Source organism: Pseudomonas sp. BGI-2 (genome assembly GCF_004310295.1).
Classification (GTDB): Bacteria; Pseudomonadota; Gammaproteobacteria; order Pseudomonadales; family Pseudomonadaceae; genus Aquipseudomonas.
In genome coordinates this window covers 37,438-52,717 of the sequence record NZ_SISB01000018.1, presented here as the reverse complement: position 1 = coordinate 52,717, position 15,280 = coordinate 37,438, and the positions used below count along the sequence as shown (strand labels likewise).

16 protein-coding genes are annotated in these 15,280 nt (G+C 57.6%); 8 read left to right on the top strand and 8 right to left on the bottom strand.

From position 1 onward, the window contains the following. Positions 1–97: 97 nt before the first annotated feature. On the top strand, positions 98–985 hold the full coding sequence (locus EYC95_RS14115) for a LysR family transcriptional regulator (protein ID WP_131060942.1): 888 nt from the start codon (positions 98–100) through the stop codon (positions 983–985). A gap of 62 nt (positions 986–1,047) precedes the next feature. Here EYC95_RS14115 and glpD read toward each other — a convergent pair whose 3' ends face one another. The 4 genes from glpD to EYC95_RS14095 all read right to left on the bottom strand — a co-directional run bounded on the left by glpD (position 1,048) and on the right by EYC95_RS14095 (position 6,134). Further along, entirely contained in the window at positions 1,048–2,586 is a 1,539-nt protein-coding gene (glpD, locus tag EYC95_RS14110; RefSeq protein WP_131060894.1) for a glycerol-3-phosphate dehydrogenase, read from the bottom strand. Between the two features lie 276 nt (positions 2,587–2,862). Beyond that, positions 2,863–3,618: a DeoR/GlpR family transcriptional regulator gene (locus EYC95_RS14105; protein WP_007916700.1), complete on the bottom strand. Its 756-nt coding sequence runs from the start codon at positions 3,616–3,618 to the stop codon at positions 2,863–2,865. 83 nt (positions 3,619–3,701) lie between these two features. Further along, positions 3,702–5,207: a glycerol kinase GlpK gene (gene glpK / locus EYC95_RS14100; RefSeq protein ID WP_131060893.1), complete on the bottom strand. Its 1,506-nt coding sequence runs from the start codon at positions 5,205–5,207 to the stop codon at positions 3,702–3,704. A gap of 75 nt (positions 5,208–5,282) precedes the next feature. Beyond that, positions 5,283–6,134, bottom strand: coding sequence for an MIP/aquaporin family protein (locus EYC95_RS14095; protein WP_131060892.1), 852 nt, complete (start codon positions 6,132–6,134; stop codon positions 5,283–5,285). Between the two features lie 370 nt (positions 6,135–6,504). Between EYC95_RS14095 and ybaK the strand changes: the two genes are divergently transcribed. Further along, positions 6,505–6,975: a Cys-tRNA(Pro) deacylase gene (gene ybaK / locus EYC95_RS14090; protein ID WP_123434948.1), complete on the top strand. Its 471-nt coding sequence runs from the start codon at positions 6,505–6,507 to the stop codon at positions 6,973–6,975. A gap of 106 nt (positions 6,976–7,081) precedes the next feature. After that, positions 7,082–7,864, top strand: coding sequence for a PhzF family phenazine biosynthesis protein (locus tag EYC95_RS14085; protein ID WP_131060891.1), 783 nt, complete (start codon positions 7,082–7,084; stop codon positions 7,862–7,864). A 115-nt stretch (positions 7,865–7,979) separates the two neighbouring features. On the opposite strand, the gene EYC95_RS14080 is transcribed toward EYC95_RS14085, so the two are convergent. Together EYC95_RS14080 and argF are read right to left on the bottom strand one after the other, a co-directional pair. Then, positions 7,980–9,089: an ABC transporter ATP-binding protein gene (locus EYC95_RS14080; protein ID WP_131060890.1), complete on the bottom strand. Its 1,110-nt coding sequence runs from the start codon at positions 9,087–9,089 to the stop codon at positions 7,980–7,982. Next, positions 9,086–10,006, bottom strand: a complete 921-nt coding sequence (argF, locus tag EYC95_RS14075) for an ornithine carbamoyltransferase (RefSeq protein ID WP_131060889.1) — start codon at positions 10,004–10,006, stop codon at positions 9,086–9,088. The genes EYC95_RS14080 and argF overlap by 4 nt, the downstream gene beginning before the upstream one ends. Before the next feature lie 494 nt (positions 10,007–10,500). Here argF and EYC95_RS14070 point away from each other — a divergent pair, with 494 nt between their 5' ends. The 5 genes from EYC95_RS14070 to grxD all read left to right on the top strand — a co-directional run bounded on the left by EYC95_RS14070 (position 10,501) and on the right by grxD (position 14,142). Continuing rightward, positions 10,501–10,707 (top strand): hypothetical protein, encoded by a 207-nt coding sequence (locus tag EYC95_RS14070; protein WP_131060888.1) that lies wholly within the window; start codon positions 10,501–10,503, stop codon positions 10,705–10,707. Beyond that, positions 10,688–11,023: a hypothetical protein gene (locus EYC95_RS14065; protein ID WP_131060887.1), complete on the top strand. Its 336-nt coding sequence runs from the start codon at positions 10,688–10,690 to the stop codon at positions 11,021–11,023. Before EYC95_RS14070 ends, EYC95_RS14065 begins: the two co-directional genes overlap by 20 nt. A gap of 146 nt (positions 11,024–11,169) precedes the next feature. Continuing rightward, positions 11,170–11,460, top strand: a complete 291-nt coding sequence (locus EYC95_RS14060; protein WP_131060886.1) for a hypothetical protein — start codon at positions 11,170–11,172, stop codon at positions 11,458–11,460. A 134-nt stretch (positions 11,461–11,594) separates the two neighbouring features. Then, positions 11,595–13,703 carry a molybdopterin oxidoreductase family protein gene (locus EYC95_RS14055; protein WP_131060885.1) on the top strand — a complete coding sequence of 703 codons (2,109 nt, stop codon included), beginning with the start codon at positions 11,595–11,597 and terminating at the stop codon, positions 13,701–13,703. Positions 13,704–13,800: 97 nt separating this feature from the next. Continuing rightward, positions 13,801–14,142, top strand: coding sequence for a Grx4 family monothiol glutaredoxin (gene grxD, locus EYC95_RS14050; RefSeq protein ID WP_010457686.1), 342 nt, complete (start codon positions 13,801–13,803; stop codon positions 14,140–14,142). A 176-nt stretch (positions 14,143–14,318) separates the two neighbouring features. On the opposite strand, the gene bfr is transcribed toward grxD, so the two are convergent. Continuing rightward, positions 14,319–14,792, bottom strand: coding sequence for a bacterioferritin (gene bfr, locus EYC95_RS14045; protein WP_131060884.1), 474 nt, complete (start codon positions 14,790–14,792; stop codon positions 14,319–14,321). A 199-nt stretch (positions 14,793–14,991) separates the two neighbouring features. Beyond that, entirely contained in the window at positions 14,992–15,210 is a 219-nt protein-coding gene (locus tag EYC95_RS14040) for a bacterioferritin-associated ferredoxin (RefSeq protein WP_131060883.1), read from the bottom strand. Positions 15,211–15,280 lie beyond the last annotated feature (70 nt).

Genomic DNA, 15,280 nt, shown 5'->3' with positions numbered 1-15,280 from the left:
CCCTTTGCCGCAAAGCATAGGGGCGGTGGACTTGAACTGTCGATACGACTATCCTTGAAACAATGTTTGACAGGATTTAACAGTGAGCCATATTGCTATGCACACTCATCTTAATCGGGTCCAGACATTTCTGGCTGTGGTTGATTTTGGTTCTTACACCAAGGCGGCCAATTACCTGAGCATCAGCAAAGCCATGGCCAGCCTGCATGTCAAGGCGCTGGAGGACGTGCTGTCGGCGACGCTGTTGATTAGAAATACCCGAAATATATCCCTCACCGAAATCGGTCAGGACTTTTATGAAGAGTTCAAAGGCATTGTCGCGGATATCGATAACGCCTTTGATAATGTATTAAAAGGGCATAACCGAGTCTCCGGAAAGTTGCGCTTCAGTTCCACCAGTGAATACGGTGAGGCTTATATTCTGCCGTTGATACCACAATTCATAGAGCGCTACCCGGAGATAAAACTCTGTTATAACTTTAACTCGTCACTCAATGACCTGGTGGCGGAAAAGTTAGACCTGGTTATCCGTTTAGGCAACTTGGCGGACTCGGCATTCAAGAGCCGTAAACTGGCGGATTATGAAATTGTCCTGGTGGCTACCGAGACGTTTCTTGCGCGTCACCCGGTGCAAAACCCTCAAGACCTGAATTCGCTGCCGTGGATTGCCAACAGCAACTTGCAGGCACCGACCCAGTGGACGTTGCGCCATCCACAATTGGGGACTGTCGAGATCAACGGGATCAATCAGTATGAATCCAACTCTTCCACGGCCATCCGCTCCATGACGTTGTCGTCGCTGGGCGTTTCGGTGCTGCCCGCGTGGGTGGTCAAGGACGACATCGCCAGCGAGCGGCTGATCCGCCTGTTGCCCGACTATTCGCTGCCCTCGCAGTCCGTCAACGTGGTGTTCCCCAACAGCCCGCATCTGCCCCACAAATCGAGGGCGTTCATTGATTTCCTGCTGCTGCATCTGGCGCAGTAAATACCTGTAAAAAAGCCCCTGAATCGTGAGATTCAGGGGCTTTCGTTTAAACGAATAGGCGATCAGGCCGCTTCGATCTTGCTGCGGTTCTGCTCGACCTTGCTCAGGTAATCCGCCAGTTTCTGCTGTTCGGCGGGGGTGGTGAACAAGCCCAGCTTGCTGCGACGCCACAGAATGTCATGGGCGGTGGTCGCCCACTCTTCGCTGCACAGGTAATCGACTTCGCGGGTATAGAGACCGCCGCCGATGTGTTCGCCCAGGTCGCTGAGGTTCTGCACGCCTTCCAGCATGCGCCAGGTGCGGCTGCCATAAGTGGTTGCCCAGCGGCGAGAAATTTCAGTCGGGACCCAGTCGAACTTGTCGCGAATCAGCGAGCTCAACGCCTGCGGGGTGGTCATGTCTTCACCGCCCGGCAATGTCGCGCTAGCGGTCCAGGTTGGCTTGATGTGCGTGAAGTACGGCGCCAGTTGTGCCAGCGCCGACTCGGCCAGTTTGCGGTAGGTGGTCAGCTTGCCGCCGAACACCGACAGCAACGGCGCTTCTTCGCCAGTGCCCGAGAGCGCCAGGGTGTAGTCGCGGGTGACGGCCGACGGGTTGTCGGATTCGTCGTTGCACAGCGGACGAACACCGGAATAGCTGTGCAGGATATCGTCGCGGCTGATCTGCTTCTTGAAGTGGGCGTTGACCACTTTGAGCAGGTAATCGGTTTCGCCTTCGGTAATCGCCACTTTGGCCGGGTCGCCGGTGTATTCACGGTCGGTGGTGCCGATCAGGGTGAAGTGGTTCAGGTACGGAATGGTGAACACGATGCGCTGATCTTCGTTTTGCAGAATGTGCGCGTGTTCGCCTTCATACAGTTTCGGCACGATCAGGTGGCTGCCCTGGATCAGGCGAATGCCGTACGGCGATTCCATCTTCAGGTCGTCACGAATGAACTTGGCGACCCACGGGCCGGCAGCGTTCACCAGAGCCTTGGCGCGAATCGAAAACAGGCTGCCATCGGCGCGTTCCAGGTGCAGATGCCACAGGCCCTTGGTGCGACGGGCGCTGACGCAACGGGTCTGGGTGTGGACGTGGGCGCCTTTCTCGCGGGCGGCCATGGCGTTCAGCACCACCAGGCGCGCGTCGTCGACCCAGCAATCGGAGTATTCGAAGCCTTTGGTGATTTCGCTTTTCAGCGGGCTGTCCGGACCGAACTTCAGGCTTCTCGAACCTTCGAGTTTTTCCCGCTTGCCGAGGTTGTCATACAGGAACAGGCCGGCGCGAATCATCCACGCTGGACGCAGGTGCGGACGGTGCGGCAACACGAAGCGCATTTGCTTGACGATGTGCGGCGCCTTGGCCAGCAACACTTCGCGTTCGGCGAGGGCTTCGCGTACGAGGCGGAATTCGTAATGTTCGAGGTAGCGCAGGCCACCGTGGATCAGCTTGCTGCTGGCTGACGAAGTGTGGCTGGCCAGGTCATCCTTTTCGCAAAGGAACACCGAAAGGCCGCGGCCGGCGGCATCCGCTGCGATCCCCACGCCATTGATCCCGCCACCGATGACGGCGATGTCGTAGACCTCTGCGAGAGGGGGCGTAGGCAAGGTAGAAGTGGGCATCGGCTGGCCTCGGCTCTTTTGATTTTCTGTATTGGAATACGAACATTAATGTTCATTTGCGAAAATAGTAGCCCATTAAACCGCCCACATCCAGTCAACTTCGATTGAAAATACTGATCGAAGGGCGGTTAAAGGAAAATTTACGAACATTGAACGTGGAGAGGAGGGGAGGTGGCGCGTGCTGTTGTAGGAGCCAGGCTTGCCGGCGAAGGCGTACTCAAGGCCGCCTTCGCCGGCAAGCCTGGCTCCTACGAGGTTGTTTAACCGCCTTCGCGGTTAAACAACCTCCAGCCGAATCTTGTGCTGACTCAACAACTGCGCCAAGGCAGGCACAGGCTGCTGATCGGTGACCAGGCAATCAATCAGACTGATCGGCCCCAAACGAATCATGGCGTTGCGCCCGAATTTGCTGGAGTCAGCCGCCAGAATCACTTGCCGGGCATTGGCGATGATCGCCTGGGACACCCGCACTTCCTGGTAATCGAAGTCCAGCAGGCTGCCGTCTTCATCGATACCGCTGATGCCGACCAGGGCAAAGTCGACCTTGAACTGGTTAATGAAGTCGACACTCGCCTGACCGACCACACCGCCGTCGCGCCGCACATTGCCGCCAGTCAGCAGAACGTCGAAGTCGTCCTTGGCGCTGAGCATCGAGGCCACGTGGAGGTTGTTGGTGATGATTTTCAGGTGATTGTGATTGAGCAACGCCCGGGCAATCGATTCGGTGGTGGTACCGATATTGATGAACAGCGAGGCGTGATCGGGGATCTGCGCGGCAATGGCTTCGCCGATACGCTGTTTTTCATCGCGCATCTGGTCGGCACGCATGGCGTAGGCGGTGTTTTCGACGCTGGAATCGTAGGCTGCGCCGCCGTGGTAGCGACGCAACAAATTGGCTTCCGCGAGCTGATTGATATCGCGGCGGATGGTCTGCGGTGTAACGACGAACAGCGTAGCCATTTCCTCGATGCTGACATAGCCGCGTTCGCGGACCAGTTCGAGGATTTGCTGCTGACGGGGAGGCAGATTCATGGGGCTTCCTTTGGCTGCCGTGCAAAATTTGCCCATGATGCCGCAGGAATCCGCTCCCGACCAGTTACAACCCTGTTGTTGGCTTATTCAGCACCTTCATGCGGTTCCCAGTCGCGGGTGCGGCTGACGGCTTTTTTCCAGCCGGCGTAGAGTTTTTCCTTGGCGGTTTCGTCCAGGGTCGGTTCGAATTCGCGTTCGATCACTGCCTTGCCACGCAACTCATCCAGGCTGCCCCAGAAGCCGCACGCCAGGCCGGCCAGATATGCCGCGCCCAGTGCGGTGGTTTCGCGCATTTGCGGACGCTCGACCTGAGTGCCAAGGATGTCGGCCTGGAACTGCATCAGGAAGTTGTTCGCGACCGCGCCGCCGTCCACGCGCAGGGATTTCAAGCGTTCGCCGGAATCCTGTTGCATGGCGTCCAGAACGTCGCGGGTCTGGTAGGCAATCGACTCCAGTGCTGCACGAATAATGTGATCTACGCGAACGCCGCGAGTCAGACCGAACAGGGCGCCACGGGCGTACGGGTCCCAATATGGCGCGCCGAGACCGGTAAAGGCTGGTACCAGATACACGCCGTTGCTGTCCTTGACCTTGTTGGCGAAGTATTCGGTGTCGTGGGCGTCGTTGATGATTTTCAGTTCGTCACGCAGCCACTGAACGGTCGAACCACCGTTGAACACCGCGCCTTCCAATGCATAAGCCACTTCGCCACGCGGGCCGCAGGCGATGGTGGTGAGCATGCCGTGCTTGGACTTCACGGCTTTGTCGCCGGTGTTCATCAGCAGGAAACAGCCGGTGCCGTAAGTGTTTTTCGCCTGGCCTGGCTCGACGCACATCTGGCCGAAGAGGGCCGCTTGCTGGTCGCCGGCGATACCGCCGATGGCGATGCCGCTTTTGGTGTGGCCGTAGATTTCGGACGAGGACTTCACTTCCGGCAGCATCTCGCGCGGAATATCCAGCACCTCCAGCATCTTCGCGTCCCACTCAAGCGTGTGGATGTTGAAGAGCATGGTGCGCGAGGCGTTGGTGTAGTCGGTAACGTGGACCTTGCCGCCGGTAAATTTCCAGATCAGCCAGCTGTCGACGGTGCCGAACAGCAGTTCGCCTTTGCGCGCGCGTTCGCGGCTGCCTTCGACGTTGTCGAGGATCCACTTGAGTTTGGTGCCGGAGAAGTACGGGTCGGTGACCAGGCCGGTGGTGTCGCTGATGTATTGCTCGTGACCGTCGCGCTTGAGTTGCTGGCAGATCTCGGTACTGCGGCGGCACTGCCAGACGATCGCGTTGTAGATCGGGCGGCCGGTGGTCTTGTCCCAGACCACGGTGGTTTCGCGCTGGTTGGTGATGCCAATGGCCGCGACCTGGTCGTGATGCAGGCCGGCTTGAGCCAGGGCCTCGACCATCACGGCGCTTTGGGTGGCAAAGATTTCCATCGGGTCGTGTTCGACCCAACCGGCTTGCGGGTAATGCTGGACGAATTCGCGCTGGGCGGTGCAGACCACGTTCGCGTCACGGTCGAAAATGATCGCGCGGGAGCTGGTCGTACCCTGATCAAGGGCAATGATGTAGTTCTTATTCTGAGTGTCGGTCATGTCGATTGCCTTGGACGAAAAAAGGGAGTGAGGTCCGGCGCGCGATCTTATGGGCAGGATCACACGCCTACGGTATCAAGAAGTTCTTGGTTTGCCGTCAATGGCCGGTGTTGCGTCCTTTGTAGCAGGTGTGGCGTTGGGCAGATGACGGGCAATCAGCCCGCGATAAGCTGCAGCGCCGAGGCAGGCACCGACAATCGGTGCAAAAATTGGAATCAGGAAATACGGGATATCGCGCCCGCCAGTGAGGGAAATTTCACCCCAACCGGTGAGGAATGTCATCAGCTTCGGACCGAAATCACGCGCCGGGTTCATCGCAAAACCGGTCAGCGGACCCATCGAGCTGCCAATCACTGCAATCAGCAGGCCGATCAGCAACGGTGCCAGAGGCCCCTTTGGCAGACCATTGTTGTCGTCGGTCAGAGACATGATCACGCCCATCAGGATGGCGGTGATGATCACTTCAACCAGGAAAGCCTGGGCGGTGGACAGGGCCGGGTTGGGGAAGGTGGAGAACACCGACGCCAGTTCGAGGCTGGCCTGGGTGCCACGAACCATATGGTGAGTTTGTTCGAAATCGAAGAATAAATTGCTGTACAGCGTGTAGACCAAAAATGCCCCGCAGAACGCGCCAGCAATTTGAGCGAGGATATAAAACGGCAGTTTGCGCTTTTCGAAGTCAGCGAAAATGCTCAGGGCAATGCTCACGGCAGGATTGAGGTGAGCCCCGGAAACCCCGGCGGTCAGGTAGATTGCCATGCTCACGCCCACGCCCCAGATGATGCTGATTTCCCACAAGCCAAAGCTGGCACCCGCGACCTTGAGCGCAGCAACGCAACCAGTGCCAAAAAAGATAAGCAGTGCAGTGCCCAGAAACTCGGCCATGCATTGGCTTGAGAGCGACGGTTGATGTAAAGCAGTTGTCATTGAAAACCTCATTTTTGTTGTTGTCTGGCGCTTCTTTCGTCATGGCCAAAGCGCGTTTTCCACCGAGGCAGAATCCCCATCCTGTTCTCGGTCTACTGCTGGGTGTTGCGATGACACATTCGTACAGTATTCAGATTCGAAAAAATATAGACAAGAAACGCCGCTGTCAAAGGTCGAAAGTGAACCGTCAGTCACAATTCAACTATTAGTCACGTGAATGAACGTATCGTTCACGCAGCGGCCTCAACCTGGACGAACGGCGCAAGGCACTGCCAAGCCTTTGAAACAGTTGCGCAATAGAGCCTTTTGCCGATCAATGTCCTAGAATCCAGCGCAGGATTTTTCTACTGCCGCCCAGTCTGGAGCTGCCATGACCCCCGCATTGGATTTGTTGAAAAAAGTTCGAGCCGAACATCGCGTGCACAGTTATGAACATGATCCGAAGGCTGCGTCCTATGGGCTGGAGGCCGCGGAGAAACTGGGACTGGACCCGGCGCAAGTGTTCAAGACCCTGCTGGCAGCCAGTGAGAAAGGTGAATTGTTGGTGGCGGTGGTGCCGGTCGTCGGAAGTCTGGACTTGAAGCATCTGGCTCATGCAGCGGGCGTGAAAAAAGTCGAAATGGCCGATCCTGCCGCTGCGCAACGCGCGACGGGTTATCTGTTGGGCGGTATCAGTCCGTTGGGGCAGAAGAAGCGTTTGCGCACTTTCATCGACAATTCGGCTCAGCCCTTTGCCAGCATTTTTGTCAGCGCGGGGCGACGAGGGCTGGAAGTCGAATTGGCACCCGCGGTGCTGGCCGAACATACCCAGGCAAAGTTCGCTGATATCGGCCGTGCCTGACGAGGGCTTCCGGTCCGGCGCTGTATGGTGGAAATTGACGGGCTCTGTCACTGGTGTCGGGTTGTCGGCAGCTTCATGCTCCGTGGCCTGACAAAGGGAGAAGGTTATGCAGCTTGAGTTTCATCAGGTCGATGCGTTCAGTGATCGGCCGTTCAGTGGCAACCCGGCGATGGTGTATCGGCTCGAAGCCTGGCTCGCCGATGAGTTGATGCAGAAGATCGCCGCCGAGCACAACCTCGCCGAAACCGCCTTCATGGTGCGTGAAGGGCAGGGCTGGCACATTCGTTGGTTTACTCCGGCCACTGAAGTGCCGTTGTGTGGTCATGCGACCTTAGCCAGCGCGTATGTGTTGTTCGAAATCCATAAGGAACCGGTCGAGCGCCTGGACTTCATCTGCAAATCCGGCTCGTTGAGTGTGAGTCGTGAGGGTGGACGGTTGTGGCTGGATTTCCCGGCCATCGTGCCGTCTGAAGTGGGCGTGACCCTGGATGTCGAACGCGCCTTGGGCGTCGGAGTAGTCGATGTGCTGGGTTCAAATGAATTGTTCGTGGTGCTGGAGTCCGAGCAGGCTGTACTCGATTGTCAGCCAGACATGGTCGCGCTGGCCAAGCTGCCGTGGCCGGGCGCAATCGTCACCGCCAAGGGCAGCAAGCATGATTTCGTGTCCCGATATTTTGCCCCGGCGATCGGCATCAATGAAGACCCGGTGACCGGTTCGACCCATTGCAGTCTGATCCCGTATTGGTCGAAGCGGCTGGGCAAGTCGAGTCTCAGCGCTTATCAGTGCTCGAAGCGAGGCGGGGAGTTGTTCTGCCGGCTGGAAGGGGATCGAGTGAAGATTGGCGGGAATGCGACGCTGGTTGCGAGTGGAACACTGACGTTAGGCTGACGAAAATCCAATGTGTGTGCGGGCTTGCTCGCGAAAGCGGTGTGACAGTCAATGATGATGTTGACTGATACACCGCTTTCGCGAGCAAGCCCGCACACACATTTGTACGTGTGTATCAGCTGGCGGTGCTGTAGCGGCGGACACCGGACTCTACTACCGGAATCTGCGCCGCCGTGCTGCCCGACGCCTGGAACAACACAAGGTGTTCAGCCTCGACGCGAATACCGACCTCGGCACCGACTTGATGATCAGCATGGCTCGGGAAAATCGACTCCAGTTGTGCACCGGTAGGCATCTGCAAACGGTACAACGTGGACGCACCCTGGAAAGACTTGCCGACAATCCGCGCCTTCAAACCACTGTCGGGTGCGTAAACGATATCGTCCGGGCGCAATAACACGTCCACCGCGCTGCCAGTCGGCCAGGTATAGGCACGATTGCCGCGCAGTTCACCCAACTCGGTCAGCACCGATTCCGGGCTGCTCAACTGGCCGCGGATGAAATATCCCTGGCCAATGAAGCTGGCCACATAAGGCGTCAGCGGTTCGTGATACAGATTGTAGGGCGTGTCCCACTGTTCCAGCCGGCCTTCCTTGAAAACCCCCACGTGATCGCTCACCGCGAAGGCTTCCTCCTGGTCGTGGGTCACCAGAATCGCGCTGGTGCCTCGGGCCTTGAGAATATCGCGCACCTCATGGCTGAGCTTGCGCCGCAGTTCGCCATCGAGGTTGGAGAACGGTTCGTCGAGCAACAGCAATTGCGGTTCCGGTGCCAGTGCGCGGGCGAGTGCGACACGCTGTTGCTGGCCACCGGACAACTCATGCGGGAAGCGCTTGCCCAGGTTTTTCAGGTTGACCAGTTCCAGCAGTTCTTCGGTGACGCGATCCTTTTGTGGATGCTTGCGGATTCCGAAGGCGATGTTTTCGGCCACGCTCAAATGTGGAAACAGCGCGTAGTCCTGGAACACCATGCCGATGCGGCGTTTCTCAGGGGCGAGGGTGAAACCGGCGCGTGAGATAGTCTCGCCCGCCAGCGTGATTTCGCCTTCGTGTACCGGTTCGAAACCGGCAATCGCCCGCAGCGTGGTGGTCTTGCCACAGCCCGAAGAGCCCAGCAGGCAACCGATATCGCCGGCATTCAAGTGCAGGTTGAGGTTCTGCACCACTCGCTGGTCTTGATAGCCGCAGGCGAGGTTGCGCAGGTTGAGCAGTAATGGATGGCTCATGCGTGGTGGTACGAAGGCGGGACGAGAAACTCGAGCAGGGCCTTTTGAGCGTGAAGACGGTTTTCCGCTTGATCCCAGGCCACGGAGCGCTTGTCATCGAGCACGTCGAGGCTGATTTCCTCGCCACGGTGGGCCGGCAGGCAGTGCATGAACAATACATCCTCGGCAGCCAGGTCGAGCAGGGCGCGGGTGACCTGGAACGGCGCGAACAGCTTCAGGCGTTTGGCGGTTTCTTCTTCCTGGCCCATGGAGGTCCAGACGTCGGTGCTCACCAGATGAGCGCCGCGCACGGCTTCCTTCGGATCGCGGACGATGGTCACGCGATCACCGGCCTTGGCCACGAATTGCGGGTTGGGTTCAAAACCTTCAGGGCAGGCAATGCGCAACTGGAAGTCGAACTGGATCGCCGCTTCTATATAGCTGTTGCACATGTTGTTGCCGTCGCCGATCCAGGCCACGGTCTTGCCCTGGATCGAGCCGCGATGTTCGAGGAATGTCTGCATGTCGGCCAGCAACTGGCACGGGTGCAGGTCGTCGGACAGGCCGTTGATCACGGGCACGCGGGAGTTGGCGGCGAATTCGGTCAACGTGCTGTGGGCAAAGGTACGGATCATCACGGCGTCGAGCATGCTCGACATCACGATGGCGCAGTCGCCGATCGGCTCGCCACGGCCCAGCTGTGTGTCACGCGGCGACAGGAAGATTGCCTGGCCACCGAGCTGGATCATGCCGGCTTCGAACGAAATACGGGTACGGGTCGAGGACTTCTCGAAAATCATCCCGAGCACGCGGTTTTTCAGAGGCTCGAACAGTACGCCGCGGTTACGCAGGTCCTTGAGCTCAACGCCTCGACGGATCACGCTGACCAGCTCTTCGGGCGTGCAATCCATCAGGGAGAGAAAGTGCCTTGCGCTCATCATTGACTACCTTTTTGCAACAGACCGCAGATACTCAAAGCCTTGTTTAACTGAAAAACGGGCGAGACCTGCGGCGTAAGCCGCACGGGGCGACGAAATAGGGGGAGGCGCGATATTGACATTAAATGTCGCGTTTTTCCAATAGGGGCTGTTTTTACAGCTTCCAAACATGTTTCAAGCTTTACAACCCTTTGAGCTGTGCGCCGTGGCATTGATCCAGGTTGCGCAGGCCCAGAGCAACATTTGTACACGTTGCCGAAGCTGGAATGCAATAAATGCCGTGATCAGCTCGCCATCCGGCCAAGAGTGACAGACCCGTTGAGCAGGCTCTCTGCCCTCGAACTGCGCTGCGTCAGTGGCGCCGTTTCAAGGTGGCGGAGTCGTTTGCTGTTACGTTTTCAGGTGCCGGGTATTGGGTTGCGCTCAGGTATTATCCGCCCCATTGCGGATTCTCGACTGAGTAAAGTCAAACACTCCCAGGGAGGGAGCGCTGTATGGCGATCAATAAAACCGGACACGCTGGCCTTACACGACTTCGTCGTGTTTCCCCCGCATTCGATATGGCAGTGATTTCCACGGTCATGGGCTTCGCGATTATCGCCAGCACGATTTACCCGGGCGTTCCGAGTGCGGTGGTTGGCGCCATCGTCGGCGCTTTTATCGGCGTGAAGAATTTCAAAGATGACGCGATTGCAGATTGATTCGACCCAGTTTTTGGTATTGGGGGGATTGATCGCAATTGGAATCTATCTGGGGGCTTCACTACTCGCCCGATCGACGCCCGACCTGAAGCATGGCGCTGCCTTGGTGGTCGCGTGGTTCACAGTGGTGAGCGTCATTGATATTGCTTTGCAGGTCTATCAAGCCGAGCCTCATCAGTTGGGCATCCTTGCAAACCAGAAAGCGATCATCCTGATCGGGTCCGGCGTCATGCTTTGGCTGGCTGTCGGCGGAATATGGACGGCATTGACCTCACCACTTAAAAAGAAGGCGTTGAAGATTTCTCAGCCTCAGTGAGGTTTCAGTGAAGATGTCTGTACGGCCGTACTCATGTTTTTACAAAGCTTTAAGGCGCCGGCTGTCACTGTGTCTGGCTTGAAACATTTGCTTATGCAAAGTGCTGGGTTATAACTAACTCACGAGCGACGCAGGAAGCCTTCGGAATGGAATCGAAAGAACAGCTATTAATGGATTTACTCGGCCTCACGGCCCGTTCCTTGACCCACCTCACTGCTTCCATGACGTCGATGTCCTTCGAATTGATGCGCAGTGAAGACGAAGTGACCAAGGCGGCCGGTCGACGCATGATCGACCGCATGGCCACCATCAGCGCCGGGCTCGACGAGCATTGGCGACTGATCGGCGAGCTCACCGGCGTACATGTCGCCCAGGAACAGATCGAAACCATTCAGGAAATCCAGTTGCAGGCGTCACCCAGGTTGCCGCCGAACTGATTGTGCGCGGCCATCGGCTGGCCTGATGGTGGCCGATTCACAAGACGAACGTCGCTGGCGCAGTCGCGGGTCACGCGCCATAGTTTTGTTCCCGCGGCTGATATTGCCCGCCCAGAACAAAACAGAGACTGGCCATGACCAAGACTCTCCATTACCGTGCCTGCCACCTGTGTGAAGCCATCTGCGGCCTGACCATCGAGACCTCCGAGGTCGAAGGCAGCGGCGTGCAGATCACCTCGATCAAAGGCGATCCGCTGGATACGTTCAGCCGTGGGCACATCTGCCCCAAAGCGGTTGCCCTGCAAGACATTCAGAATGATCCGGATCGCCTGCGTCAGCCGATGCTGCGAGTGGGCAGCGAATGGCAGCCTATCGAATGGGAAGACGCCTTCAGCCTTGTCGCTGAACGCCTGGCGGCGATTCAAGAGCATCACGGGCAGAACGCGGTGGCGGTTTATCAAGGCAACCCCAGCGTGCACAACTATGGCTTGATGACCCACAGCAACTACTTCCTGGGCCTGCTGAAAACCCGCAACCGGTTTTCCGCGACCTCGGTCGATCAGTTGCCTCATCACCTGACCAGCCATTTGATGTACGGCCACGGCTTGCTGTTGCCGATTCCGGACATCGACCATACCGATTTCATGCTGATTCTTGGCGGCAATCCACTGGCTTCCAATGGCAGCATCATGACCGTGCCGGATGTGGAAAAACGCCTGAAGGCGATTCAGGCTCGGGGCGGCAAAGTGGTGGTGGTCGATCCGCGTCGCAGTGAAACGGCAGCGATTGCCGATCAGCATCTGTTCGTGCGCCCCGGTGGCGATGCAGCGCTGTTGTTCGGGTTGCTCAACACCTTGCTCACCGAAGGCCTGACCCGCGACAGCCATTTACCGGTGGATGGTCTGGATGACGTGCGGCAGGCGATCGCAACATTTACAGCCGACACCATGAGCCCCTTGTGCGCGGTGCCGGCAGAACAGATTCGCCAACTGGCCCGGGATTTTGCGGCGGCGCCGACAGCGGTCTGCTATGGCCGGATGGGCGTCTCGACCCAGGCTTTCGGCACGCTGTGTCATTGGCTGGTGCAACTGATCAACCTGGTCACCGGCAACCTCGACCGCGTTGGCGGTGCGTTGTGCACCGAACCTGCGGTGGATCTGGTGGCCTCGACGTCGGGCGGGCATTTCAATCTGTGGCAGAGTCGCGTGTCCGGGCGTCCCGAGTACGGCGGCGAGTTGCCGGTGTCGGCCCTGGCAGAAGAGATGCTGACGGGTGGGGAAGGGCAGGTCCGTGCGCTGATCACCGTGGCTGGCAATCCGGTGCTGTCCACGCCCAATGGCCGGCAACTGGAGCAGGCCCTGGACGGGCTGGAGTTCATGGTCAGCATCGACCTGTACATTAATGAAACCACGCGCTATGCCGACCTGATCCTGCCGTCGACCTCGGCGTTGGAAAACGATCACTACGACACTACGTTCAACATGTTCGCGGTGCGTAACGTGACCCGTTTCAACCGGGCGATCCTGGGCAAACCCGAAGGTGCGTTGCATGACTGGGAGATCTTTGTCGGCCTGGCCCAGGCCTTTGCGGCGAAGACCGGCAAGGAGCTGAAACCGACCATTCCACCCGCGCAGATGATCGATCGTGGTCTGCGGATGGGGTCTTATGGCGATGCTTCGCCACACAAGCTTTCGTTGGCGACGCTGTTCGATCACCCGCATGGCGTCGATCTGGGGGCGCTCAAATCCAACCTGGCCCCGCGTTTGAAAACCGCCAACCAGCGAGTCCAGGTCGCACCGGCTGCGATCCTCGCCGACCTGGCCCGCTTCGCCGCGCTGCAAGCACCGGCCGCCGATGAATTGCTGATGATTGGCCGCCGTCATGTGCGCAGCAACAACTCGTGGATGCACAACTATCACCGTTTGGTGAAGGGCAAGCCGCGCCATCAATTGTTGATGCACCCGGACGACCTGGGCAGTCGTGGACTCAACGATGGGCAGCGCGTGCGGGTCAGTTCGCGGGTCGGCGTGATTGAAGTTGAGGTGGTCGCCAGCCTGGATATGATGAAAGGCGTGGTCAGCCTTCCTCACGGTTGGGGCCATGCGCGCCCGGGCGTGCAGATGACAATCGCCAGTGGTCAGCCGGGCTCCAGCGCCAATGACCTGACCGATGAATGTCAGCTCGACGAGTTGTCGGGGAATGCGGCGTTGAACGGTGTTCCGGTGACCGTGGCGGCGGCTTGATCGTGTCTGTCGGGGAGACCGAGCATGGCGCTCGGCTTTCCGTTACAATGCGCCACCGTGCCGACCCTTGAGTCGGAAAGTTCAGCCGAGGTGCTCCATGGATATCATCGAAACGATTAAAGAGCAGATTGCTAACAACACCATTCTGCTTTACATGAAAGGTTCGCCGAATGCCCCGCAGTGTGGCTTCTCCGCAAAAGCCGCGCAGGCCGTGATGGCATGTGGTGAAAAGTTTGCGTACGTGGACATCCTGCAGAACCCGGAAATCCGCGCCAACCTGCCAAAATACGCCAACTGGCCAACCTTCCCGCAACTGTGGGTCGGTGGTGAGCTGGTCGGCGGTAGCGACATCATGACTGAAATGTCTGCTGATGGTTCGTTGCAGGCCACGATCAAAGCGGCTGTTGAAGCAGCTGCTGCCAACAAGACCGAAGCCTGATTCGGTACCTTTTGTAGAAGCGAGGCTTGCCCGCGAAAAGGGCGCCTCGGTCTATCAGGAAATACCGCGTCATCGTTCTTCGCGAGCAAGCATCGCTCCTACAAGATCATTAAAAAGCCCCGCCTCTTTAAAAGAGTGCGGGGCTTTTTATTGTCTCGAGTTGAGCGGGCGCTAACTTACTCTTCGCCCATCTGCGATTGCAGATAGTTCTCAAGACCGATTTTATCGATCAGGCCCAGTTGGGTTTCCAGCCAGTCGATATGTTCTTCTTCGGATTCAAGAATGTCTTCGAGCAGTTCGCGGCTACCGAAGTCGCCAACGGTTTCGCAATGAGCGATAGCGACCTTGAGGTCGGCATGACCGGTTTTTTCGATCCGCAGGTCACACTCAAGCATTTCCTGGGTGTGTTCGCCGATCTGCAGCTTGCCCAGGTCCTGGACGTTCGGCAGGCCTTCAAGGAACAGGATGCGCTTGATCAGCTTGTCGGCGTGTTTCATCTCGTCGATGGATTCGTGGTACTCGTGCTTGCCGAGCTTGTTCAGACCCCAATCTTCGAACATGCGCGCATGCAGAAAGTATTGATTGATCGCGACCAGCTCATTGGCAAGGATCTTGTTGAGATGCTGGATGACTGTAATGTCGCCTTTCATGATGGGGTCCTGCCCTGTATTAGCTGTCTATAAGGCTGAGTTTGAGCCGCACAACTAAGAGTGTCAAACCTAAGTTGTTGAAACTTAAGTGAAAATTAATCGGAATAAGAATGTTTGTGTTCCGCGTCTAGCGCGTAAGCAGTTGATTTTCAGGCATAAAAAAACCGGACATCAAGTCCGGTTCTTTGGAATAGGGTATTTACGCGGCAGTAAATTCTACAGGGAAAGGAATCGCACCCTGGGCCGATTGTAATTTGGTCAGGGTTTCACGCACCACTTCCTTGGCAAGGCAGGCGCATTTACCGCATTGACTGGCTACGCCGGTAGCCTGACGGACTTCTTTATAGCTGCAGCAACCGTCATAGATTGCATCGCGGATTTGACCGTCGGTGACGCCAGTGCAGAGGCAGACATACATAAGTGAGAACCGTCGCTGGTTGTGACTCAATTGCGATGGATCTTAATGTTAACGAGAATGATTGTCAAAG

Bases quoted from the DNA above. Each gene is read 5' to 3' on its own strand.
- EYC95_RS14115 (WP_131060942.1), top strand. From the start codon at position 98: ATGCACACTCATCTTAATCGGGTCCAGACATTTCTGGCTGTGGTTGAT.
- glpD (WP_131060894.1), bottom strand. From the start codon at position 2,586: ATGCCCACTTCTACCTTGCCTACGCCCCCTCTCGCAGAGGTCTACGAC.
- EYC95_RS14105 (WP_007916700.1), bottom strand. From the start codon at position 3,618: ATGAATCTGCCTCCCCGTCAGCAGCAAATCCTCGAACTGGTCCGCGAA.
- glpK (WP_131060893.1), bottom strand. From the start codon at position 5,207: ATGACCGACACTCAGAATAAGAACTACATCATTGCCCTTGATCAGGGT.
- EYC95_RS14095 (WP_131060892.1), bottom strand. From the start codon at position 6,134: ATGACAACTGCTTTACATCAACCGTCGCTCTCAAGCCAATGCATGGCC.
- ybaK (WP_123434948.1), top strand. From the start codon at position 6,505: ATGACCCCCGCATTGGATTTGTTGAAAAAAGTTCGAGCCGAACATCGC.
- EYC95_RS14085 (WP_131060891.1), top strand. From the start codon at position 7,082: ATGCAGCTTGAGTTTCATCAGGTCGATGCGTTCAGTGATCGGCCGTTC.
- EYC95_RS14080 (WP_131060890.1), bottom strand. From the start codon at position 9,089: ATGAGCCATCCATTACTGCTCAACCTGCGCAACCTCGCCTGCGGCTAT.
- argF (WP_131060889.1), bottom strand. From the start codon at position 10,006: ATGAGCGCAAGGCACTTTCTCTCCCTGATGGATTGCACGCCCGAAGAG.
- EYC95_RS14070 (WP_131060888.1), top strand. From the start codon at position 10,501: ATGGCGATCAATAAAACCGGACACGCTGGCCTTACACGACTTCGTCGT.
- EYC95_RS14065 (WP_131060887.1), top strand. From the start codon at position 10,688: ATGACGCGATTGCAGATTGATTCGACCCAGTTTTTGGTATTGGGGGGA.
- EYC95_RS14060 (WP_131060886.1), top strand. From the start codon at position 11,170: ATGGAATCGAAAGAACAGCTATTAATGGATTTACTCGGCCTCACGGCC.
- EYC95_RS14055 (WP_131060885.1), top strand. From the start codon at position 11,595: ATGACCAAGACTCTCCATTACCGTGCCTGCCACCTGTGTGAAGCCATC.
- grxD (WP_010457686.1), top strand. From the start codon at position 13,801: ATGGATATCATCGAAACGATTAAAGAGCAGATTGCTAACAACACCATT.
- bfr (WP_131060884.1), bottom strand. From the start codon at position 14,792: ATGAAAGGCGACATTACAGTCATCCAGCATCTCAACAAGATCCTTGCC.
- EYC95_RS14040 (WP_131060883.1), bottom strand. From the start codon at position 15,210: ATGTATGTCTGCCTCTGCACTGGCGTCACCGACGGTCAAATCCGCGAT.